At 62.9% G+C, this 19,498-nt stretch carries 21 protein-coding genes; 11 read left to right on the plus strand and 10 right to left on the minus strand.

Going from position 1 to position 19,498, the window contains the following annotated elements; translation table 11 throughout:
• Nucleotides 1–33: 33 nt before the first annotated feature.
• The 3 genes from LMJ30_RS11575 to LMJ30_RS11585 form a co-directional block, all read right to left on the minus strand.
• Complete coding sequence (locus tag LMJ30_RS11575; RefSeq protein ID WP_229432497.1) at nucleotides 34–531, minus strand: MliC family protein; 498 nt, start codon at nucleotides 529–531, stop codon at nucleotides 34–36.
• Nucleotides 531–1,529: an HpcH/HpaI aldolase/citrate lyase family protein gene (locus LMJ30_RS11580; RefSeq protein ID WP_229432498.1), complete on the minus strand. Its 999-nt coding sequence runs from the start codon at nucleotides 1,527–1,529 to the stop codon at nucleotides 531–533. The genes LMJ30_RS11575 and LMJ30_RS11580 overlap by 1 nt, the downstream gene beginning before the upstream one ends.
• A 132-nt stretch (nucleotides 1,530–1,661) precedes the next feature.
• The gene (locus LMJ30_RS11585) at nucleotides 1,662–2,654 is read right to left on the minus strand and encodes a malate dehydrogenase (RefSeq protein WP_229432499.1); all 993 of its coding nucleotides are present in this window, start codon (nucleotides 2,652–2,654) and stop codon (nucleotides 1,662–1,664) included.
• A 267-nt stretch (nucleotides 2,655–2,921) separates the two neighbouring features.
• Between LMJ30_RS11585 and LMJ30_RS11590 the strand changes: the two genes are divergently transcribed.
• The 7 genes from LMJ30_RS11590 (at nucleotide 2,922) to LMJ30_RS11620 (ending at nucleotide 9,135) form a co-directional block, all read left to right on the plus strand.
• Nucleotides 2,922–3,716, plus strand: a complete 795-nt coding sequence (locus LMJ30_RS11590) for a GntR family transcriptional regulator (protein WP_229432500.1) — start codon at nucleotides 2,922–2,924, stop codon at nucleotides 3,714–3,716.
• Nucleotides 3,717–4,033: 317 nt separating this feature from the next.
• Nucleotides 4,034–4,456 carry a succinate dehydrogenase, cytochrome b556 subunit gene (gene sdhC, locus LMJ30_RS11595; RefSeq protein WP_229432501.1) on the plus strand — a complete coding sequence of 141 codons (423 nt, stop codon included), beginning with the start codon at nucleotides 4,034–4,036 and terminating at the stop codon, nucleotides 4,454–4,456.
• Entirely contained in the window at nucleotides 4,456–4,821 is a 366-nt protein-coding gene (gene sdhD / locus LMJ30_RS11600; RefSeq protein WP_229432502.1) for a succinate dehydrogenase, hydrophobic membrane anchor protein, read from the plus strand. Before sdhC ends, sdhD begins: the two co-directional genes overlap by 1 nt.
• 2 nt (nucleotides 4,822–4,823) lie before the next feature.
• Nucleotides 4,824–6,602, plus strand: coding sequence for a succinate dehydrogenase flavoprotein subunit (gene sdhA / locus LMJ30_RS11605; RefSeq protein WP_229432503.1), 1,779 nt, complete (start codon nucleotides 4,824–4,826; stop codon nucleotides 6,600–6,602).
• Between the two features lie 10 nt (nucleotides 6,603–6,612).
• Nucleotides 6,613–7,323 (plus strand): succinate dehydrogenase iron-sulfur subunit, encoded by a 711-nt coding sequence (locus tag LMJ30_RS11610; protein ID WP_131428470.1) that lies wholly within the window; start codon nucleotides 6,613–6,615, stop codon nucleotides 7,321–7,323.
• Nucleotides 7,324–7,480: 157 nt separating this feature from the next.
• A complete protein-coding gene (locus LMJ30_RS11615; protein WP_229432504.1) occupies nucleotides 7,481–7,762 on the plus strand; it encodes an FAD assembly factor SdhE in 282 nt (93 codons plus the stop codon).
• Nucleotides 7,763–7,830: 68 nt separating this feature from the next.
• Nucleotides 7,831–9,135: a citrate synthase gene (locus LMJ30_RS11620; RefSeq protein WP_229432505.1), complete on the plus strand. Its 1,305-nt coding sequence runs from the start codon at nucleotides 7,831–7,833 to the stop codon at nucleotides 9,133–9,135.
• 137 nt (nucleotides 9,136–9,272) lie between these two features.
• On the opposite strand, the gene LMJ30_RS11625 is transcribed toward LMJ30_RS11620, so the two are convergent.
• Nucleotides 9,273–10,085 carry a transporter substrate-binding domain-containing protein gene (locus LMJ30_RS11625; RefSeq protein ID WP_229432506.1) on the minus strand — a complete coding sequence of 271 codons (813 nt, stop codon included), beginning with the start codon at nucleotides 10,083–10,085 and terminating at the stop codon, nucleotides 9,273–9,275.
• Nucleotides 10,086–10,380: 295 nt separating this feature from the next.
• On the opposite strand from LMJ30_RS11625, the gene LMJ30_RS11630 reads away from it, so the two are divergent.
• The 3 genes from LMJ30_RS11630 to gluQRS all read left to right on the plus strand — a co-directional run bounded on the left by LMJ30_RS11630 (nucleotide 10,381) and on the right by gluQRS (nucleotide 13,770).
• Nucleotides 10,381–12,000 (plus strand): S8 family serine peptidase, encoded by a 1,620-nt coding sequence (locus tag LMJ30_RS11630; protein ID WP_229432507.1) that lies wholly within the window; start codon nucleotides 10,381–10,383, stop codon nucleotides 11,998–12,000.
• Nucleotides 12,001–12,350: 350 nt separating this feature from the next.
• Nucleotides 12,351–12,845, plus strand: a complete 495-nt coding sequence (locus LMJ30_RS11635; RefSeq protein ID WP_229432508.1) for a nuclear transport factor 2 family protein — start codon at nucleotides 12,351–12,353, stop codon at nucleotides 12,843–12,845.
• Nucleotides 12,846–12,870: 25 nt separating this feature from the next.
• Nucleotides 12,871–13,770: a tRNA glutamyl-Q(34) synthetase GluQRS gene (gene gluQRS, locus LMJ30_RS11640; RefSeq protein ID WP_229432509.1), complete on the plus strand. Its 900-nt coding sequence runs from the start codon at nucleotides 12,871–12,873 to the stop codon at nucleotides 13,768–13,770.
• A 14-nt stretch (nucleotides 13,771–13,784) separates the two neighbouring features.
• On the opposite strand, the gene LMJ30_RS11645 is transcribed toward gluQRS, so the two are convergent.
• The 4 genes from LMJ30_RS11645 to LMJ30_RS11660 form a co-directional block, all read right to left on the minus strand.
• Complete coding sequence (locus LMJ30_RS11645) at nucleotides 13,785–14,381, minus strand: CHRD domain-containing protein (RefSeq protein WP_229432510.1); 597 nt, start codon at nucleotides 14,379–14,381, stop codon at nucleotides 13,785–13,787.
• 160 nt (nucleotides 14,382–14,541) lie between these two features.
• The gene (locus LMJ30_RS11650) at nucleotides 14,542–15,009 is read right to left on the minus strand and encodes a DUF421 domain-containing protein (RefSeq protein ID WP_229432511.1); all 468 of its coding nucleotides are present in this window, start codon (nucleotides 15,007–15,009) and stop codon (nucleotides 14,542–14,544) included.
• 78 nt (nucleotides 15,010–15,087) lie between these two features.
• Nucleotides 15,088–15,285 (minus strand): oxidoreductase-like domain-containing protein, encoded by a 198-nt coding sequence (locus tag LMJ30_RS11655; RefSeq protein ID WP_229432512.1) that lies wholly within the window; start codon nucleotides 15,283–15,285, stop codon nucleotides 15,088–15,090.
• Nucleotides 15,282–15,665: a BlaI/MecI/CopY family transcriptional regulator gene (locus LMJ30_RS11660; RefSeq protein WP_229432513.1), complete on the minus strand. Its 384-nt coding sequence runs from the start codon at nucleotides 15,663–15,665 to the stop codon at nucleotides 15,282–15,284. Before LMJ30_RS11660 ends, LMJ30_RS11655 begins: the two co-directional genes overlap by 4 nt.
• A gap of 310 nt (nucleotides 15,666–15,975) precedes the next feature.
• Between LMJ30_RS11660 and LMJ30_RS11665 the strand changes: the two genes are divergently transcribed.
• On the plus strand, nucleotides 15,976–16,356 hold the full coding sequence (locus LMJ30_RS11665; RefSeq protein WP_229432514.1) for a four-helix bundle copper-binding protein: 381 nt from the start codon (nucleotides 15,976–15,978) through the stop codon (nucleotides 16,354–16,356).
• Nucleotides 16,357–16,388: 32 nt separating this feature from the next.
• Here the strand turns inward: LMJ30_RS11665 and LMJ30_RS11670 are convergent, their stop codons facing one another.
• Together LMJ30_RS11670 and LMJ30_RS11675 are read right to left on the minus strand one after the other, a co-directional pair.
• Nucleotides 16,389–17,069, minus strand: coding sequence for a Fe2+-dependent dioxygenase (locus LMJ30_RS11670; RefSeq protein ID WP_229432515.1), 681 nt, complete (start codon nucleotides 17,067–17,069; stop codon nucleotides 16,389–16,391).
• Between the two features lie 14 nt (nucleotides 17,070–17,083).
• A complete protein-coding gene (locus LMJ30_RS11675; RefSeq protein ID WP_229432516.1) occupies nucleotides 17,084–19,384 on the minus strand; it encodes a catecholate siderophore receptor Fiu in 2,301 nt (766 codons plus the stop codon).
• Nucleotides 19,385–19,498 lie beyond the last annotated feature (114 nt).

Below are 19,498 nucleotides of genomic sequence, written 5' to 3' on the forward strand. Positions count from 1 at the left end.
GGTATTTTGTTATTGCTTGATCGGTACGACGGTTTACTGCGCTGATGTTGTTTTTGCTTCTTCTGCCTCGACCAGGTCTTGTGCAGCCTGCTCGTCGTTCTTGCATTCGTTGGCCAGCTGGCGGTTCAGCTTGGAGTCGAGCAGCATGCCCTTGGACGGAATGCCAATCCACACCAGGCCGTAGCGCACGTTCTCGAAGCGCAGAGCGCCGGTGGTGGTGCCGACGCGGTCAAGGCGGTGCAGGCGCTTTTTCCAGCGCAGCGCGATGTGGGCCGGATCATTGTCATTGTGGTAGATCGTGACCTTGTTATTCAGTTCACAGGCGTAGTCGGTGGTCGTGCTGTCGGTGATGTCCGGTTCCGGTTCATCGGGCAGGACGTCGACGGCTTTCGGGTGCTTTTCCTTGGCCTTCTTGGCCTTGGCCTTGACCGGCTTTTTGGCCGGTTCGGCGGCCATGGCAGGAACGCACAGGGTGGCGGTTGCGAGGGCCAGGCCGCAGGCAACGAGCAGTTCGCGAATAAGTTTTGGCATCAGGTAGCTTCCGTGTGAGGGTCTTGGCCGAGAAGGGCGGCGGCTGCGTCGGGCAGGCCGAGTCCAGCGAGGCGGGCCCGCTGGAGAACTGTCCAATAGTATCGGTAGCTGGCTCGGTCATGCAAGCGCCCGTGTTGCGCAATTGGTCCCCAATTTGCGTTGATCGCTTCGGTCAGGATGTTGGTCGCTTCGTTTACCTCGGACAGGCGGGGCGTGAATGCCTTGATGATCGGCTTGATCTGGTCAGGGTGGATGCTCCACATGCGGGTGAACCCGAATTCGGCGGCCGCGCGCTGGGCGTCGTTGGCCACGACGGCGGTGTCGCGGATTTCGGTGGTCACATTATGCGACGGGACCTTGCCGTGCGCATGACATGCCGCAACCATCTCCAGCTTGGCGCGCACCACCAGCGGGTGGGTGAACTGGCCCGGCGTACGCATCGCGGCGCCGGGAATCGCGCCGTAGTGGGCCGAAACGAAGTCCATGATCCCGAACGACAGGCATTCCACCTGGGGCAGGGCGGCGATGTTGTAGGCGTCGCGCAGGGCGCCGTGGGTTTCGATCAGCACGTGCACCGGCAGGTCAGTGCGGCCAGCCTTGGCGGCGTGCTGGTTGATCAGGTCGATCGCGCGCATCACGTCGGCGGTGCTGTCGACTTTTGGCAGCACCACGTATGCCAGGCGCGCGGCGGCGCCGCCGACGATCACGGCGATGTCGGCTTCAAAGAACGGGCTGGAGACGTCGTGCACGCGCACGCCGATGCGGTTGTGGCGGTTGCCTTCGTCATTGAGCAGGCGGACGACCAGCTGGGCGTGCGCAGGCTCGTCGCCGGCGGCGGCGCCGTCTTCGCAGTCGAACGTGATGTCGAACAGGGGGCCAAGCTCTTGTTGCAGGGCCATCGACTTGAGCATCAGCTTCTCGGTGCCGCAATAATGGTCGCAGGCCGGGAGCAGCAGTGGCTGGCGTTTACCCTGGAATAAAACCTCGGATGGATGCATGGTATTTCTTCTCTTACTTCGCCGTCGTTCCCGCGAAGGCGGGAACCCATACCGAGCTGACTGAATCCGCTCAGCATAGGTTCCCGCGTGCGCGGGAACGACGATGCGGGTGTTGCGGGCTAAGGTTTAAGCTTAAGCCTTCAGCAGGTGGGCAACGCCTTCGCGCTCTTCGGTCAGTTCCTTGAGCGTGAGGTTGATGCGCTCTTGCGAGAACTCGTCGATGGCCAGGCCCTGGACGATCTTGTACTCGCCGTTTTCAACGGTTACAGGGAAACCGAACATGGTGTCCTGCGGGATGCCGTACGAACCGTCCGACGGGATACCCATCGTGGTCCACTTGCCGTTGGTGCCGAGGTGCCAGTCGTGCATGTGGTCGATCGCCGCATTGGCTGCCGACGCTGCCGACGACAGGCCGCGCGCTTCGATGATCGCTGCGCCGCGCTTGCCGACGGTTGGCAGGAAGGTGTCGCGGTTCCATGCGTCGTCGTTGATCATGTCCTTGACCGACTGGCCGTCGATGGTCGCGAAGCGGTAGTCGGCGTACATCGTTGGCGAGTGGTTGCCCCAGACTGCCAGCTTTTCGATCGACGATACCGGCTTGCCGGTCTTGGCAGCAACCTGCGACAGGGCGCGGTTGTGGTCCAGGCGCAGCATGGCGGTGAAGTTCTTGGCCGGCAGCGATGGCGCCGATTTCATGGCGATGTAGGCGTTGGTGTTGGCTGGGTTGCCGACCACCAGTACCTTGACGTTGCGCGAAGCGACGGCGTCGAGCGCCTTGCCCTGCACGGTGAAGATCTGTGCGTTCGCTTCCAGCAGGTCCTTGCGCTCCATGCCAGGGCCGCGTGGACGCGCGCCGACCAGCAGGGCGAAGTCCGCATCCTTGAAAGCGGTCATCGGGTCCGAGTGGGCGGTCATGCCGGCCAGCAGCGGGAATGCGCAGTCATCGATTTCCATCATGACGCCCTTCAGCGCTTTTTGTGCTTTTTCGTCAGCGATTTCCAGCAGTTGCAGGATGACCGGCTGGTCCTTGCCCAGCATGTCGCCGTTGGCGATGCGGAACAGCAGGGAATAGCCGATCTGGCCGGCGGCGCCGGTGACGGCAACGCGCATTGGGGTCTTAGCCATGGTGAATCTCCAAAGTGAGAAAGAAAACGGTCGAAGCTGAGGATACGCCGGTTCAGCAAAAGTGCAATGATACCAAAAGCGCGCACCATCAACCCGGCCAGGCGCAGGGCGTGTTTATGTTGCCCACGCGCGCGCAAGCCGGAATCGATCGCGAGTGTAGGCGGGCAGGGTAGTTCTGTCAATTCATATCTTATGTCTTATATAAGACAGAATAGTAGCCCCCTTAATGCTGGACGGACATGTGCTTTTGTGGTGAAATCTTGGTCTATGAACCCTGTCTCGTCGAATTCGAACAACAATGGCGCCCCATCTGGCGCAGGCGGCGCCGGCAATGGAACGGGCGGTTCACCCACCTTCAGTCCGCTGTACCAGCAGATCAAGGCCCTGATCACCCAAAGCCTGCAATCGGGCGAGTGGAAGCCGGGCGAACTCATTCCCAGCGAAGTCGAGCTGGCTGCCCGCTTCAAGGTCAGCCAGGGCACGGTGCGCAAGGCGATTGACGAGCTGGCGGCCGAAAACCTGGTCATGCGGCGCCAGGGCAAGGGCACGTTTGTGTCCACCCACCACGAGGCGCGCGCCCATTTCCGCTTCCTGCGGCTGATGCCCGACGAGGGCGTGCCCCATCATCCCGACAACAAGATCATCGAAGTCAAGCGCATGCGCGCGCCCGCGGAAGTGGCGCGCCTGCTCGATATGAAGAGCGGCGACGCGGTGGTGTACATCAAGCGCGTGCAGTCGTTCGAGGGCGAGCCGACCATCCTGGAAGAGCTGTGGCTGCCTGGCCTGCTGTTCAGGGGGTTGACCGCTGAACGCCTGGTTGAATACAAGGGTCCAATGTATGGGCTGTTCGAGTCGGAATTTGGCACGCGCATGATCCGCGCCACTGAAAAGATTCGCGCCGTCGCGGCCGACGCCACCGCGGCCGGCTACCTGCATGTGCTGGAAGGCACGCCGCTGCTGTGCGCCGAGCGGGTGTCGTACACCTATGGAGACAAGGCGGTGGAGCTGCGCCGTGGCCTGTACCTGACCACCAACCACCACTACCAGAATGATCTGTCGTAAGCGCGGGGCGGCAGCCGCCACCCTTACCGTCATTCCCGCGCAGGCGGGAATCCATGCGGTGTGTGAGGGCTGGCTTGCATGGGCTCCCGCCTGCGCGGGAACGACGGATCAGGCAGGCGGCATTGGCAAACCAGGGACCCTTGCTGCAGACCTTATGCGTTGCGGTTAAGATACGTTGTTATGTAGAAATTGGCAGGGATTGACCCGGTTTTCTCGTTGCTTTTACCGCATCTTGGTATTTAGATATTGGTCCGGTCAGGGAAATAGGCGAAAATTGCGGGTTACTTATTAAGTTTGTTTTAAGGGGAGGTCTTGTTATGTCCGAAGCCGTGAAAGAAGTTCCAAGAAAAGAGCGGCCGCAATTCAGTAATATCCATGTTACTGATTTGATGAATTACCGCATGACGCCGTCGGCGTACGTGTCGATCCTGCACCGCGTCAGCGGCGCGGTCATGTTCCTGCTGCTGCCGTTCGTGCTGTACCTGCTGCAGCTGTCGATCAGCTCCGAAATGACGTTCGCGCGTTTCGCCGGCATCCTCGAACATCCCCTTGCCAAGCTGGTCCTGCTGGGCCTGATCTGGGGCTATATGCACCACTTCTGCGCCGGCGTACGCCACCTGTTCATGGATTTCCACGTTGGTATCGAAAAAGATTCGTCGCGCCAGTCCGCTGTCAGCGTCCTCGCCGTCAGCCTGGTGCTGACCGCAATCGCCGGTCTTAAATTGTTTGGAGTATTTTGATGGCAAAGAATAACGTCGGACCTAAGCGCCTCGTCGTCGGCGCCGGCTACGGCTGGAAAGACTGGATGGCGCAGCGCGTGACCGCGATCGTCATGGCGGTCTACACGGTGATCCTGCTGGTCACTTTCCTGACCGGCCAGAATTTCACCTATGAAGGCTGGGCCGGCCTGTTCGCCCAGCAGTGGTTCAAGCTGTTCTCGCTGGTGACCTTTGCCGCGCTGTTCTATCACGCGTGGGTCGGCATGCGCGACATCTGGATGGACTACGTCAAGCCGGTCGGTATCCGCCTGGCACTGCAAATCGCCACCATCCTGTGGCTGGTTGCCTGCGCGGCCTGGGCCGTTCAAATTCTCTGGAGTGTGTAATCGTGGCAGCAATTAAAACTGCAATCCCTACCCGCCGCTTCGACGCGGTTATCGTCGGCGCCGGCGGTTCCGGCATGCGCGCATCGCTGCAACTGGCTGAAGCCGGCCTGAACGTGGCCGTGCTGTCGAAAGTCTTCCCGACCCGCTCGCACACCGTGGCAGCGCAGGGCGGCATCGGCGCCTCCCTCGGCAACATGAGCGAGGACGACTGGTACTGGCACATGTTCGACACCGTCAAGGGTGGCGACTACCTGGGCGACCAGGATGCGATCGAATTCATGTGCCGCGAAGCGCCAAAGGTCGTCTACGAGCTGGAACACTTCGGCATGCCGTTCGACCGCAATCCGGACGGCACCATCTATCAGCGCCCGTTCGGCGGCCACACCGCCAACTTCGGCGAGAAGCCAGTCCAGCGCGCCTGCGCGGCGGCTGACCGTACCGGCCACGCGCTGCTGCACACCCTGTACCAGCGCAACGTGCGCGCCCGCACCCACTTCTTCGTCGAGTGGATGGCAATCGACATCATCCGCGACGCTGAAGGCGACGTGGTTGGCGTGGTTGCGCTTGAAATGGAAACCGGCGAGTGCATGATCCTGGAAGCGAAGACCACCATCTTCGCCACCGGCGGCGCAGGCCGCATCTTTGCAGCATCGACCAACGCCTTCATCAACACCGGCGACGGCATGGGCATGGCGGCGCGCGCCGGCCTGCCGCTGCAGGACATGGAGTTCTGGCAGTTCCACCCGACCGGCGTGTCCGGCGCGGGCGTATTGATCACCGAAGGCGTGCGCGGCGAGGGCGGTATCCTCATCAACAGCAACGGCGAACGCTTCATGGAGCGCTATGCGCCAACCCTGAAAGACCTGGCGCCGCGCGACTTCGTGTCGCGCTCGATGGACCAGGAAATCAAGGAAGGCCGCGGCTGCGGTCCGAACAAGGACCACGTGCTGCTGGACCTGCGCCACATCGGCGCCGAAACCATCGCCAAGCGCCTGCCGTCGATCCTCGAGATCGGCCACAAGTTCGCCAACGTCGACGCGACCAAGGAACCGATTCCTGTCGTGCCGACGATCCACTACCAGATGGGCGGCATCCCGACCAACATCTACGGCCAGGTTGTCACGCCGGCCGGCGACGGTTCGCAGAAGATCGTCAATGGCCTGTACGCGATCGGCGAATGCGCCTGCGTGTCGGTGCACGGCGCCAACCGCCTCGGCACCAACTCGCTGCTCGACCTGGTGGTATTCGGCCGCGCGGCCGGCAACCACGTGGTGCAGTCGAACCTGAAGGCGCGCTCGAACAAGGCGCTGCCGAAAGACGCAGCCGACTTCGCGATGGAACGCATGAACCGCCTCGAAACCTCGACCGGCTCGGAAAAAGTGCAGGGCGTCGCCAACGACATCCGCGCCACCATGCAGAAGTACTGCGGCGTGTTCCGTACCGACGAACTGCTGACCCAGGGCGTGAAAGAGATCATGGTGCTGGACGAGCGCCGCAAGCACGTCTCGTTCAAGGACAAGTCGAAGGTGTTCAACACCGCGCGCGTCGAAGCGCTCGAACTGGACAACCTGATCGAAACGGCCAAGGCGACCATCGTCTCGGCCCAGGCGCGCAAGGAATCGCGCGGCGCCCACGCGCACAGCGACTACCAGCAGCGCGATGACGAAGTGTGGATGAAGCACACCTTGTGGCACTCGGAAGGCAACCGCCTCGAGTACAAGGCCGTGGTCACCAAGCCGTTGACGGTCGACACCTTCAAGCCAAAAGCACGTACTTTCTAAGGCAACAAACATGACACGCACAGTACAACTCAAGATCTACCGTTACGATCCGGACAAGGATACCAAGCCGTACATGCAGGACGTCACGGTGGAACTGCAAGACACCGACAAGATGCTGCTCGACGCACTGCAGCGCATCAAGTCGGACGTCGACGACACGCTCAGCCTGCGCCGCTCGTGCCGCGAAGGCGTCTGCGGTTCGGACGCGATGAACATCAACGGCAAGAACGGCCTGGCCTGCACCACCAACCTGAACGAGCTGACCCAGCCGATCGTGCTGCGTCCGCTGCCTGGCCTGCCGGTCATCCGCGACCTGATCGTCGACATGACCCAGTTCTTCAAGCAATACGACTCGATCAAGCCGTTCCTGATCAACGACTCGATTCCGCCGGAAAAAGAGCGCCTGCAGACCCCGACCGAGCGCGAAGAGCTCGACGGCCTGTACGAGTGCATCCTGTGCGCCTGCTGCTCGACCTCGTGCCCATCGTTCTGGTGGAACCCGGACAAGTTCGTCGGCCCGGCCGGCCTGCTGCAAGCCTACCGCTTCATCGCCGACAGCCGCGACGAAGCCACCGGCGAGCGCCTGGACAACCTGGAAGACCCGTACCGCCTGTTCCGCTGCCACTCGATCATGAACTGCGTCGACGTTTGCCCGAAGGGCCTGAACCCGAACAAGGCAATCGGCAAGATCAAGGAACTGATGGTGCGCCGCGCCGTATAAATGCGCCGCCGTCGTTCCCGCGAAAGCGGGAACCCATATTTAGCCAATCTGTTTGGCGCCCTATGGGTTCCCGCCTGCGCGGGAACGACGTTGCTCAGCAATACAGTAGAAGTACCGTACTGCCGAATCCCGGTGGGCGGAGTATAGTGTTGACCCAATGACAGACTCTAGTGTGACAACGCATCAATCAGATCCTGCCAACCGTGCCCGCCTGCGCTGGCGCAGCCGCCGCGGCCTGCTCGAGAACGACCTGGTGCTCACGCGCTTCCTCGACGCCCATGAGGAAACGCTCAGCGACGACGACGTCGATGCGCTGACCCGGCTGCTGGACCTGGCGGACAACCCGCTGCTGGACCTGCTGCTGGCGCGGAAAGAACCCGAAGGCGAGCTCGACCTGCCGCAAGTACGCGCGCTGCTGGCGCGCCTGCGCCAGGCATAGCGTGCCGGCACGCGAAGAAGTTTCGTTATATTTTATTTTGTAGACTCACCTCCCAAGAAGGAAGTGCCATGAACATCTCTGATAACAAAGCCACCCTGTCGTTTTCCGATGGCAGCCCCGCCATCGACATGCCGATCTACAAAGGTACGGTAGGCCCGGACGTCATCGACATCCGCAAGCTGTACGGCCAGACCGGCAAGTTCACCTACGACCCTGGCTTCATGTCGACCGCCGCCTGCAACTCGTCGATCACCTACATCGACGGCGACAAGGGCGAGCTGCTGTACCGCGGCTACCCGATCGAGCAGCTGGCGGTCAACTGCGACTTCCTCGAAACCTGCTACCTGCTGCTGAACGGCGAACTGCCGAACGCGGAACAGAACAAGAAGTTCTCGGACACCGTGACCAAGCACACCATGGTCCACGAGCAGATGCAATTCTTCTTCCGCGGCTTCCGCCGCGACGCGCACCCGATGTCGGTCCTGGTCGGCACCGTTGGCGCGCTGGCCTCGTTCTACCACGACTCGCTCGACATCAACGACCCGCACCACCGCGAAGTATCGGCAATCCGCCTGATCGCCAAGATGCCGACCCTGGTCGCGATGGCCTACAAATACTCGATCGGCCAGCCGTTCGTGTACCCACGCAACGACCTGTCGTACAGCGCCAACTTCATGCGCATGATGTTCGGCAACCCGTGCGAAGAGTACGTCGTCAACGACGTGCTGGTACGCGCGCTTGACCGCATCCTGATCCTGCACGCAGACCACGAGCAGAACGCATCGACCTCGACCGTCCGCCTGGCCGGCTCGTCGGGCGCGAACCCGTTCGCCTGTATCGCAGCCGGTATCGCCTGCCTGTGGGGCCCTGCCCACGGCGGCGCGAACGAAGCGGCGCTGAACATGCTGAAGGAAATCGGCACCGTCGAAAACATCCCTGCGTTCATCGAAAAGGTGAAGGACAAGAACTCCGGCGTCAAGCTGATGGGCTTCGGTCACCGCGTCTACAAGAACTTCGACCCACGTGCGAAGCTGATGCGCGAAACCTGCCACGAAGTGCTGGAAGAGCTGGGCCTGCAGGACGACCCGCTGTTCAAGCTGGCGATGGCGCTGGAAAAGATCGCGCTGGAAGACGAATACTTCGTATCGCGCAAGCTGTACCCGAACGTCGACTTCTACTCGGGCATCGTGCAATCGGCGCTGGGCATTCCTGTCTCGCTGTTCACCGGCATCTTCGCGATGGCCCGCACGATCGGCTGGATCGCCCAGTGGAACGAAATGATCGCCGACCCGGAACAGAAGATCGGCCGTCCGCGCCAGCTGTTCATCGGTTCGCCGGCACGCGACGTGCCAGCAATGGACAAGCGCAAGTAATCGATTGCGCGGCCAAAAAAAAGCGAGCTACGGCTCGCTTTTTTTTTGGTTCTTCACGGATTGCCGGGATAAGCAAGTAGGGCGGATAAGCCCAAAGGGCGCATCCGCCGAATCCGCGCCGCCCAAAGCAAATGTTGTTATCCGCCAGGCGCCGCCGACAGGTGCTTGTCATACTTCCTGACCAGCTTCGCGAACCGCTGGCGGCCATGTTCCGCCACCCAGTCCCACATCGCGGCGACCTGCGCCGGATGGCGCGCCTGATAATCCTTGCTCATCGCAAGCCAGATATTGTTGGTCTGGATTGGCCGTTCGAGCCGCACGACCGCATTGCCGTATTTAGCCGCGACCCAGTTATCCATGTCCCCGGGAGCGGCGACGGAAATCGCGTACCCATCGATCCGGTGGCGCACCAGCTTTTCCAAATTGCGCTCGGTGTCCAGCGCGCCGTCGTCGACCCGGAAGCCTTGCTTGCGCAACTGCGCCACCAGGGGCGCGGCGTAATTGCTGCCGAGCCAGCGCTGGCCGAACTCGCGCGCTGGATCGTTGCTGCCCAGTGCCGTATCGCCGGCGCGCACGAAGACCACCGTATGCACGCGCAGCGCCTTGGCGACGTCAAGCTTGCCGGCCGCATCCAGCGGCAAAGCGTACAGGCCTTTGTCGGCCTCGACCGCTTCCATCGACATCACATCGATGGCGCCGGCTTTCAACGCACTGCGCAGGCGCGCCGGCGGCAGGCGCATGGTGATGACCTTGCAGCCGGCAACCGCTGCCGCCTCGCGGATCAGGTCGACGGCGGCGCCCGCAGGGGAGGCTTCGGCGTTTCCGCTGCCGAGGAAATACGGCGGCCGGTGCTGGTCGACATACCCGAGCCGCAGCGGCGCGCATTCGGCCAGGGCGCTGCCGGCGGCCAGTAACAGTCCGAGCAGCGGCAAGAAATGGAGAGTACGCATTAACTCAGCAATAAAGTAGACCCGCAATTATAGTCGGCAATCAAATCAGTTTGGCAACTCCCGGCGAGAGGGGGCGGGTTGATTGAAAAGGCCGTGTTTTGGCGTTGCTGTCAATCTTTTTTGCGGACGTATCAACTTTCATAAAAATCATCGGAAACCGCGCTAAATGTTGTTGACGATGCCATTCGGCACGCTTAGCATCGTTTGGCGCTGAGCTCGCTACGCTGATCGGGTGTCCGCCGGGCCGGCGCGCATCAAGTTACTTCATACCTATAACGAGATTGGAAAAAGAGACATGAAGCAAAAAGTTACCGCACTCCCAGTACGCACCCTCGCAATGCTGTGCTCCGTCGCAGTGCTCGGCCTGGCTTCCAGCGCGGCCAGCGCCGCGCCGCCGGTCCGCTACATCGTCGGCTACAAGGCCGGCGCCGACAACGACGCCAGCGCCGCGGTCATCCGCGCGCGCGGCAACGTCAAACGCAAAATCCGTGGCATGAACGCCATGGCCGTCGAATTGCCTGGAGAGCAAGTCGACACCCTGCGCGCCGACAAGAACGTGTCCTATGTCGAGATCGATCCGCCACGCTACCTTCCTACAATGGAGATGAGCGCCGAGTACGCCAGCGGCACCGAGCAAAGCGCGGCGGCCAACCCTGCATCGGGTAAAAACTTCTACCTCGGCCAGGTCGTCCCTTACGGCATCGGCATGACCGAAGCGGACCAGCTGCCAAGCGGCGGTTCCAAGGCCGGCAACCGCAAGATCTGCATCATCGATTCGGGCTACGACCGCAACCACGAAGACCTGAACAACAACGGCAACGTCACCGGCGAATACGATCCAGGCACCGGCTGGTGGCATACCGATGAGAACAGCCACGGCACCCACGTGGCCGGCACCATCGCCGCCGTCAATAACAGCGGTGTTGGCGTCGTCGGCGTGATCCCGAGCCGCCAGCTGCGCCTGCATATCGTCAAGGTATTCGGCGCTGACGGCTGGGCCTATTCGTCCGAACTGGCCGACGCGGCCAACAAGTGCGGCGACGCCGGCGCGAACATCATCAGCATGTCGCTGAGCGGTCCTGAACCTAGCGCCACCGAGCAGGCCGCGTTCGACGCGCTGGCGGCCAAGGGAATCCTGTCGGTGGCCGCTTCGAGCAACGCCGGCACCACCGCGTCGCGCTGGCCAGCGGGCTACCAGAGCGTGGTCTCGGTCGGCGCGCTCGACAGCGACAAGAACTGGGCGACCTTCTCGAACTACAACCCGAAAGTTGAACTGTCGGCGCCAGGCGTCCGCGTGCTGTCGACCGTTCCGATGGGCACCGCGCTGGTGTCGTCGCTGACCGTCGGTGCGACCAGCTATGCGGTCGGTTCGGTCACCGGCTCGCCACGTGCAACCGTTACCGCGCCAGTGGCCGACTTCGGCTTCGGCGGCACCATCGATCCGGCGATGGCGGGCAAGGTCTGCCTGATTTCGCGCGGCGCCGGGCTGGCGTTCGGCGTGAAAGTGGCGAACTGCGAAGCGAGCGGCGGCGTCGGCGCGATCCTGTACAACAATGTTGCGGGTAGCCTGAATCCAACCCTCGGCACCACGGTCACCACGATCCCTTCGGTGGCGGCATCGCAGGCTGAAGGCGCGGCCATGATGGGGCAGCTGGGCCAGGCTGCGACGGTGTCGGTCAAGGTCGGCAACTACGCTTACTTCAACGGCACCTCGATGGCAACGCCGCACGTCGCAGCGGTTGCGGGCCTGGTGTGGAGCTACTTCCCAGGCTGCACGGCTGCACAGATCCGCAGCACGCTGGCGAAGTCCGCACAGGACCTCGGCGCTGCAGGCCGTGACGACAAGTATGGTTATGGTCTGGTCAAAGCGAAGGCCGCTTATAACCGCATCGCTACCATGGGCTGCAACAACTAAGCTTCATGCGCATCAGGGAAGGCTGCTTCGGCAGCCTTTTTTTATGGCTATGTCACCGTTAAGTGTGGAAGCGCTACACCCTCGTCGTTCCCGCGCACGCGGGAACCCATACTGAAGACGATCAGTAATAAAGCGATTCGACCTCCAGCGCATACATAGTATGGGTTCCCGATTTCGCGGGAAGTCGGATCCGCCAGTGGCGGGCACGACGTGCTCAATTCCATACCTAACGGTGACATAGCCTTTTTTATTGGGCCGGCCAAAAAACGGGTGCAGGCGGCCGTCCTGCATTGTGTACAATCGGCAGCGCAGTTTTGCCGGCGCGCGGCGCCTCACCACCACGGGAAAATATGAAGAACTTTATTCTGTCGGCCTGCATGGCCTTGCTTGCCTTGTCCGCCTTTGCGGCGCCCGCTACGCCTGCCGATACGCGCGCCCAGGTCAATGCCTTCATCGATGAGTGGCATGACGATGCCGCCAACGCGCGCCTTGCCTACTTCGACAAGATGGCAAAGGACGGGATCTACATCGGCACCGACAAGACCGAACTGTGGAACCGCGACCAGTTCAAGGCCTGGGCCAAGCGCTTCTTCGAGCGCAAGTCGGCGTGGGCCTTCAAGGCCACCAAGCGCAATGTCTACATGTCCGAAGACCAGCAATTCATCTGGTTCGACGAGCTGCTCGATACGCAGATGGGCGTGTGCCAGGCAAGCGGGGTGATCCGCAAGAGCGGCAAGGGATTCGAGATCCAGCATTACCAGCTGTCGATCGCCGTGCCGAACGAGGTGGCCGACAAGGTCACGAAAACCATCAAGGACCACGAAGCCGGCGCGCGCGCCAAATAAGGCGCAGGCGACCAGGGCAGCAACGATGCACAGCACTTACACAGGTCGCTTCGCCCCATCGCCGACCGGGCCGCTACACGCCGGCTCGGTGGTGGCGGCGGTCGCCAGCTACCTGGATGCGCGCGCCCACCACGGTCGCTGGCTGGTGCGCATCGAAGACATCGATGAAGGCCGCACCGTACCTGGCGCCGCCGAAGGCATCCTGCAAGTGCTCGCCGCGCTGGGCATGCAGCATGACGGCGAGGTGGTCTGGCAAAGCGCGCGCAAGGCGCTGTACCAGGCGGCCGCCGACAGCATCGCCGCCCACACCTTCGGCTGCGGCTGCAACCGCCGCGAAATCGCCGATTCGCGCCTGGGCCTCGCACCCGACGGCTCGGCAATTTACCCCGGCACCTGCCGCGATGGCCTGGCGGCCGGGCGCAGCGCGCGCAGTGTGCGCGTGCGCGTCCCAGGCCCGGGCGAAGAAGGCGAGACGATCTCGTTCACCGACCGCTTTGCCGGCACTGTCACCCAGCACCTGGCCAGCGAATCGGGCGACTTTGTGCTCAAGCGCGCCGACGGCTTCTGGGCCTACCAGCTGGCCGTGGTCGTCGACGACGCCGACCAGCGCGTCACCGACGTTGTGCGTGGCACCGACCTGATCGACTCGACCGCGCGCCAGATCTACCTGCAACGGCTGCTGGGCGTGCCCACCCCGCGCTACCTGCACGTGCCAGTGGTGCGCAACGCGCAGGGCGAAAAGCTGTCCAAGCAAACCGGCGCCGTGGCGGTGACCCCGGGCGACGAGCAGGCGGCGCTGGCCGTGCTGCGGCAAGCGGCCACCTTCCTCGGCCTGCCACCGATGCAGGCGGCAAGCGTCAGCCAGTTCTGGCAGGCAGCCATACCGGCATGGGATGCGCTGCTAAGGCAACGCGGCGCGGTGTAGCGCCAGGCGCCCGTCTAGGTGCGCCTGCGCCGGCCCCATAATCCAAGCGCCCCGATACCGAGCACCAGCATGCCCCAGGTCGACGGCTCAGGAATGGGCGCCGCCACCAGGAAGCCGCGGATTTCGCCGCCGGGATACTGGGAGGTATGGATGTTGAAATAGCCCTGGTTGCTTGCCAGCCCGCTCAGCAGTGCGGCGCGGGCCGCATCCACGGTGCCGCCATTTGCCGTGATGTAAGCCGGGTTGTAGAACGATGCGTCAGCCAGGCTGAAGGTGCGTTCGTACAGTCCGGTAGTCACCCCGCTCGGAAACTCGGGAAAGCTCGGCGTGGCGGTGGCGACACCTGCCGTGCCCATCAGCGGGTCCGCCGTGCAGCAGTGGATGTGCGCGGCGGTGGTAGTGCCCAGCAGGTCGAAGAACGGGACATTCATGCTCATCGTGAGCGCGACGTCGTCGACGATGAAGAAGGCGACGCCATAGCCAGGCGATGCATTCGGCGGAGCTTCCGCCGGACCGCTCATGGTGGCGCGATAGTACAAGGTGTCAGCGAAGGCGGCCGGGGTGGCGACCATTGCTAGCGCAAGCGCAAGTAGTGAGATAAACCGTTTCATTTTTTTTGCTCCGGTTAGTGTCAAAGTGCGGATCATGCGATACCCGTTAGATGAACTGCGCCTTGATTTAAGCACCGAAGCCGGTGCGGCGGCGCGCGGGTGGATCGCTTTCCGACTTACATTTTTCCGTAGCAAATTTCCCTGGATGAGCCAGCGCGCCTCAGGACGTGCGCTTCTTCTGCACCGTGATGCGGCCGTCGGCCTCGAGGAACATGTATTCCATCTCGTCGAGCTTGCAATCGCATTCGCGCATCGACTCCTGCACTTCCTCGTCGGACAGGCGGCATTTTTTGATGACTTCCTCGTACAGCGCGCCGTCGCGGCCCAGCAGTACGGCGGTACCGTCGAGCACCTTCGACATCTTCTCGCTGTGCGACGACAGGAACGCCATGAGCATGTTCAGCGCCACCAGCACCGCGGCCACGATCAGGCCGCCCCCAATCGACTGGTCGCCGCCGTTGAGCGCGTTGGAGACCGATTCGCTCAGCAGCATGACCACCAGCAGGTCGAAGGGCGTGAACTGCCCGACCGTACGGCGCCCTGACACCCGCACCATGACCAGCAGCACCAGGTAGACAACCGTGCCGCGCACGACAAATTCCCACCACGGATATTCCATGTCGAACATGTGATTCCCCCGCAACATCTGCCTGAACTGTATAGCGTTATCTTTACATATCGTAAATAAACGCGCCAACACCGCAAGTCAGTCGTGCGCGCGGGGCCCAGGGTGGCGCAACTGCCATTCGGCCAGCTTGATGCGGTAGCGTTCCATGGCGTCCTCGTACAGGTCGAAAATGCACGGCGAGCAACCGCCCAGGCAGCAGTCTTCCAGCGCGGGCTGGTGCGGCGGGCGGGGACGCGGATCGGGGGACTGCGCCGGCGGCGCGGGCTTGGGCTTCACTTGTCGCGGTCAAGGATGGCCTGGATCTCGGCCCGTTCGCGTTCGCTGACATGGCCGCCACGCAGCGCCGCAAGAATCAGGTCCTTGCCGGAGCCGGCAAACGCCTTGTTGATAAGGTCTTTGATCAGGCTGGTTTGCCAGGTGTCCTGCGGCTGTGCCGGCGAATACACATGGGCGCGCTGGCTCTCGTCGCGCAGCAGCAGGCCCTTGGTGTGCATCATCTGCAGCAGGCGCAGCACGTTCGCATACGCCATGTCCGGGCGGACGGCGACTGCGGCCTCGTGCACCTGGCGCGCCGTAGCCGGCCCAAGCTGCCACAGCAGCCGCAGCATCTCCAGCTCGGAGGCGGTTGGCTTCGGTACGTTGGCAGGGCTGGTCATGGCAGGGACAGGAGTAGGGATGAACCTAGAATAAATGATCTAGACGAAAATGTCTAGAGAGCGCGGCCGCGGACGGGTGCAAATGCATCGAACTCGAACGGTGGTGCGCGGGTCATATCTAAACGGCACGCGATTGGACCGGCGCGAGTATCCCTATGAAGCAACATGTATGCCGGGTGTTGCCGTAAATGAGCAAAGATTTCGCCCAGTGCAGCTGTTCGGCTGAGAAGCGCAGGCAAGGTGCCGACTTACGCTAGTTGGCCAAGCGGCAGTCGGGCGTCACCGATCCCATCCAATAAGGAGTGATAACGTGGCACAACAACAATACCAAGCCTGTATCGATGCGTGCAATGCGTGCGCGGATGCCTGTGACCTTTGCGCTGCCTCTTGCCTGCAAGAGCAGGACGTCAAGATGATGGCGCGTTGCATTGCGCTGGACATGGACTGCGCCCAGATCTGCCGCCTGGCGGCCTCCTACATGGCGCGTTCCAGCGAGTTTGCGGCGGCGGTATGCCAGATGTGCGCCGACGTGTGCGACAGTTGCGCCGATGAATGCGCAAAGCACCAGATGGCCCACTGCCAGGAGTGCGCGCAGGCTTGCCGCCGCTGTGCCGACGAGTGCCGCCGCATGGCTGGCATGGCGCAGCCGGGACAGGGCGCAAGCACGGGCGCTGGCGCGCACGCGCACTAAGAAACGCCAGGTGAAGCGGCGCGGGGCCTGGCTCAGGTCTCGGCCCATTGGCGCAGCAGGTTGTGGTAGTGCGAAGTGAGCCCAACCAGCTCTTCGCAGTCGCCAAGGCGCGCGCGCAGGCGTTGGATGTTCTGGTCGAGGTCGAGCAGCATGCTCCGGCGGGCGTCGTCGCGCACCATGCTTTGCAGCCAGAAGAACGCGCAGATGCGGTCCCCGCGCGTGACCGGCGCCACCTTGTGCACGCTGGATGATGGGTACACCACCAGGTCGCCCGCGGCCAGCTTGACCTCGTGCGCGCCGTAGGTATCCATCACCGTCAGTTCGCCGCCATCGTACTCATCCGGTTCGGACAGAAACAGGGTGGCCGACACATCGGTGCGCAGTGGCACGGGAGTGCCGGGAACCTGGCGGACCGCACCGTCCACGTGGGCGCCATATTCCTCGCCCACGCCGTAGCGGTTGAACAGCGGCGGCACGATGCGCAGCGGCAGGGCCGCCGCGAAGAACATCGGGTTCGCCGCCAGTGCCGCCAGCACCAGCTGCCCGAGCTCGCGCGACAGCGGCGATGCTTCGGGCAGCTGGCGGTTACGCTTGACCTGCGCGCCTTGCTGCCCCACCGTCGCGCGGCCGTCCACCCAGCCGGACTGGTCGAGCTGCGCGCGCATCGATGCGACCTGGTCGCGCGTAAGTACGGCTGGGATGTGGAGCATCATGGCGGGGCAGGTTCCTAGAAGCGGATGTTGGCGGTCAGGCTGGCCGAACGGGGCGCGCCTGGGGTGTAGCGGTAGCCGCTCTTGTTGATCGCAGCAATGTACTGCTCGTCGCCAAGGTTGTACACGTTCAGCTGGAGTTCCACGTTCTTGCTCAGGTTATACGACGCCATCGCATCGAACACCCAGTACGAATCGGCATACGCCGGGGTGCCGACAGCGCCGTCGCTGCCGCGCAGGAGCTTGTCGACGAAGCGCGCGCCGCCGCCCAGCTTTAGGCCAATCGGCAGGGTGTACGAGGTCCACGCGGTGAAGGCCTGCTTTGGCGTGTAGCTCAGGTTGTTGATGCCGCTGGCGGTCACCACTTTGCCCACTTCAACTTCGGTATCCATCCGGGTATAGCCCGCGCTGGCCAGCCAGTTGCGCGCCACTTCGCCGGTTACGCCGATCTCCACGCCCTGTACGCGCTTGCGGCCGGTCTGGTAGTACTGCAGGTCGACCGGGTCCTGTTCGACTTCTTTCTTCACGGTGGTCTGGTAGAGCGCCGCGGACAGCGACAGCTTACGCTTTAACAGGTCCCATTTGGCGCCAATTTCGGCGGTGGTCGAATCCTGCGGCTCGAAACGCGGGTTGGAAGCGCTGTTGGCCGAATTCGACAGCACCAGGTTGGTACCGGGCGGCTGCCTGGAAGTCGCAAGCAGCGCGTACACGCTGCTCTCCGGCGTTGGCTTGTAGAGTGCCGATACCTTGCCGTTGACCAGCGTGTCGGCCGTGTCGAGCGCCGTCGCCACCAGGGTGCCAACCGGCAGGGCAGGGTGGGAGCGCGCTGTCGACAGCGTCATGCTGTTGTAGTCGATATCGAAATGGTCCGCCCGCACGCCGGCGTTGAAGATCCACTTGTCGCCGACACGCAGGGTGTCGAACAGATACAGGCTTTGCGTGTCGACCCTGGCGTCGGAGTGCACGCCGTTGCGTACCGGGTTCAGCCCGGCGACCGGCAGGAACGGATCGGGCGCATACAGCGGTGCCGGCGCCAGCGAGCCGAGGCCATCGTAGCCGTAGGTCTTCTGCTTTTCGCGGGTCAGCTCAAGGCCGGCTACCACCGTGTGGCTGACGGCGCCGGTGTCGAAGTCGAGCGTCAGCGCGGTCTGGTTGGTCAGGATCTCATTGGACTGGTCCTTCACCGTGCGAAGCGTGCGCGCCAGGGTCCAGCCGGCCGGGTTGGCCTGGTCCGGCGTCACCAGGTTGGCGGTATTTCCCATGAAGGCGGTCAGCAGGTAGTCCTGTGCGGTTTTTCCGTAGCGGGAGGTGTTCTGCAACCTCGCGCCGCGTGCGAAGTCGTGCTCGACCTTAAAGGTCAGCATGTCCGCCTTGACCTTGTCGTAGTCGGTGGCGGAGCCGTAGAAGCCTTTCGGGTCGACCGGCGCGGCGCTGGCCAGGAACGGGCGCTTCGGGTCAGGGCTGCTGTAGCCCGGCAGGCCGATGGTCGGCACGCCGCCGTCGGGGGTATTGTCCTGGTCGACGTGCAGGAAGTTCAGGTAGGCGCGGGTGCGGCCGTTCAGGCCGAAGGCGAATGATGGCGCGACCGCCCAGCGCTTGTTGTTGACGATGTCGCGGGCCGGGTTGCCGCTGTCTTGCGCCATCACGTTGAGGCGGAAGGCGGTGCCGCTTTGTGCGTTGATGACGCGGTTGACGTCCGCGGTGGCGCGCTTGACGCTGCCGGTGCCGGCCGTGACCGTGCCGCTGAAGGCGTCTTCCACCGACGCCTGCTTGCTGACCAGGTTGACCGAGCCGGTTGGCGCGGCGCGGCCATTGTCGGTGCCGGCCGGGCCTTTCAGCACATCGACCTGTTCGATGTTGAACACATCGCGCGACACCGAACCGATGTCGCGTACGCCGTCGACGTAGATGCTGGTCGACGAGTCGAAGCCGCGCATGTAGATCGCGTCGCCGGTCGTGGTGTTGCCGTTCTCGCCGAGGAAGAAGGTGCCGACGCCCGGGGTATTGCGCAGCGCTTCCGTCAGGGTCACCGCGCCTTGCTGCTGGATCAGTTCCTTCCTGATGACGGTGATGGTCTGCGCGGTGTTGACCAGCTCCTCGGTGTACTTCGGCGACGATGCCTTGTCCGCCTTGAAGTCGTTTTCCGCGGCGCCGTTGACCGTCACTTCCGGCATCGCGCGGGCGTGGTTCGGGTGCTGGTGCGCGCTGTCGGGCGGGTTGCCGGCGTGGGCTGCAACCGGCAGCAGCATGGCGGCCAGGGTTGCGTTGATGTGGAGGTTGAAACTGTTCGCGTGCTTGCGGCTTTTGATCGTGGCCATGGGTTCTTTTCTTGAGTTATATGGCGCTGGCTACTGAACAGCGCGAACTCTGAAGAGGGCGGCTACTGATGGCTTGCGATGGCAGGATTGTAATCAAACATCCAGAATATGTAA

The organism is Massilia agrisoli, assembly GCF_020831365.1.
Lineage (GTDB): Bacteria > Pseudomonadota > Gammaproteobacteria > Burkholderiales > Burkholderiaceae_D > Telluria_A > Telluria_A agrisoli.

What these genes read in the sequence shown, in the direction of transcription:
- LMJ30_RS11575 (WP_229432497.1), bottom strand. Translation starts at nt 531, where the DNA reads ATGCCAAAACTTATTCGCGAACTGCTCGTTGCCTGCGGCCTGGCCCTC.
- LMJ30_RS11580 (WP_229432498.1), bottom strand. Translation starts at nt 1,529, where the DNA reads ATGCATCCATCCGAGGTTTTATTCCAGGGTAAACGCCAGCCACTGCTG.
- LMJ30_RS11585 (WP_229432499.1), bottom strand. Translation starts at nt 2,654, where the DNA reads ATGGCTAAGACCCCAATGCGCGTTGCCGTCACCGGCGCCGCCGGCCAG.
- LMJ30_RS11590 (WP_229432500.1), top strand. Translation starts at nt 2,922, where the DNA reads ATGAACCCTGTCTCGTCGAATTCGAACAACAATGGCGCCCCATCTGGC.
- sdhC (WP_229432501.1), top strand. Translation starts at nt 4,034, where the DNA reads ATGTCCGAAGCCGTGAAAGAAGTTCCAAGAAAAGAGCGGCCGCAATTC.
- sdhD (WP_229432502.1), top strand. Translation starts at nt 4,456, where the DNA reads ATGGCAAAGAATAACGTCGGACCTAAGCGCCTCGTCGTCGGCGCCGGC.
- LMJ30_RS11610 (WP_131428470.1), top strand. Translation starts at nt 6,613, where the DNA reads ATGACACGCACAGTACAACTCAAGATCTACCGTTACGATCCGGACAAG.
- LMJ30_RS11615 (WP_229432504.1), top strand. Translation starts at nt 7,481, where the DNA reads ATGACAGACTCTAGTGTGACAACGCATCAATCAGATCCTGCCAACCGT.
- LMJ30_RS11620 (WP_229432505.1), top strand. Translation starts at nt 7,831, where the DNA reads ATGAACATCTCTGATAACAAAGCCACCCTGTCGTTTTCCGATGGCAGC.
- LMJ30_RS11625 (WP_229432506.1), bottom strand. Translation starts at nt 10,085, where the DNA reads ATGCGTACTCTCCATTTCTTGCCGCTGCTCGGACTGTTACTGGCCGCC.
- LMJ30_RS11630 (WP_229432507.1), top strand. Translation starts at nt 10,381, where the DNA reads ATGAAGCAAAAAGTTACCGCACTCCCAGTACGCACCCTCGCAATGCTG.
- LMJ30_RS11635 (WP_229432508.1), top strand. Translation starts at nt 12,351, where the DNA reads ATGAAGAACTTTATTCTGTCGGCCTGCATGGCCTTGCTTGCCTTGTCC.
- gluQRS (WP_229432509.1), top strand. Translation starts at nt 12,871, where the DNA reads ATGCACAGCACTTACACAGGTCGCTTCGCCCCATCGCCGACCGGGCCG.
- LMJ30_RS11645 (WP_229432510.1), bottom strand. Translation starts at nt 14,381, where the DNA reads ATGAAACGGTTTATCTCACTACTTGCGCTTGCGCTAGCAATGGTCGCC.
- LMJ30_RS11650 (WP_229432511.1), bottom strand. Translation starts at nt 15,009, where the DNA reads ATGTTCGACATGGAATATCCGTGGTGGGAATTTGTCGTGCGCGGCACG.
- LMJ30_RS11660 (WP_229432513.1), bottom strand. Translation starts at nt 15,665, where the DNA reads ATGACCAGCCCTGCCAACGTACCGAAGCCAACCGCCTCCGAGCTGGAG.
- LMJ30_RS11670 (WP_229432515.1), bottom strand. Translation starts at nt 17,069, where the DNA reads ATGATGCTCCACATCCCAGCCGTACTTACGCGCGACCAGGTCGCATCG.
- LMJ30_RS11675 (WP_229432516.1), bottom strand. Translation starts at nt 19,384, where the DNA reads ATGGCCACGATCAAAAGCCGCAAGCACGCGAACAGTTTCAACCTCCAC.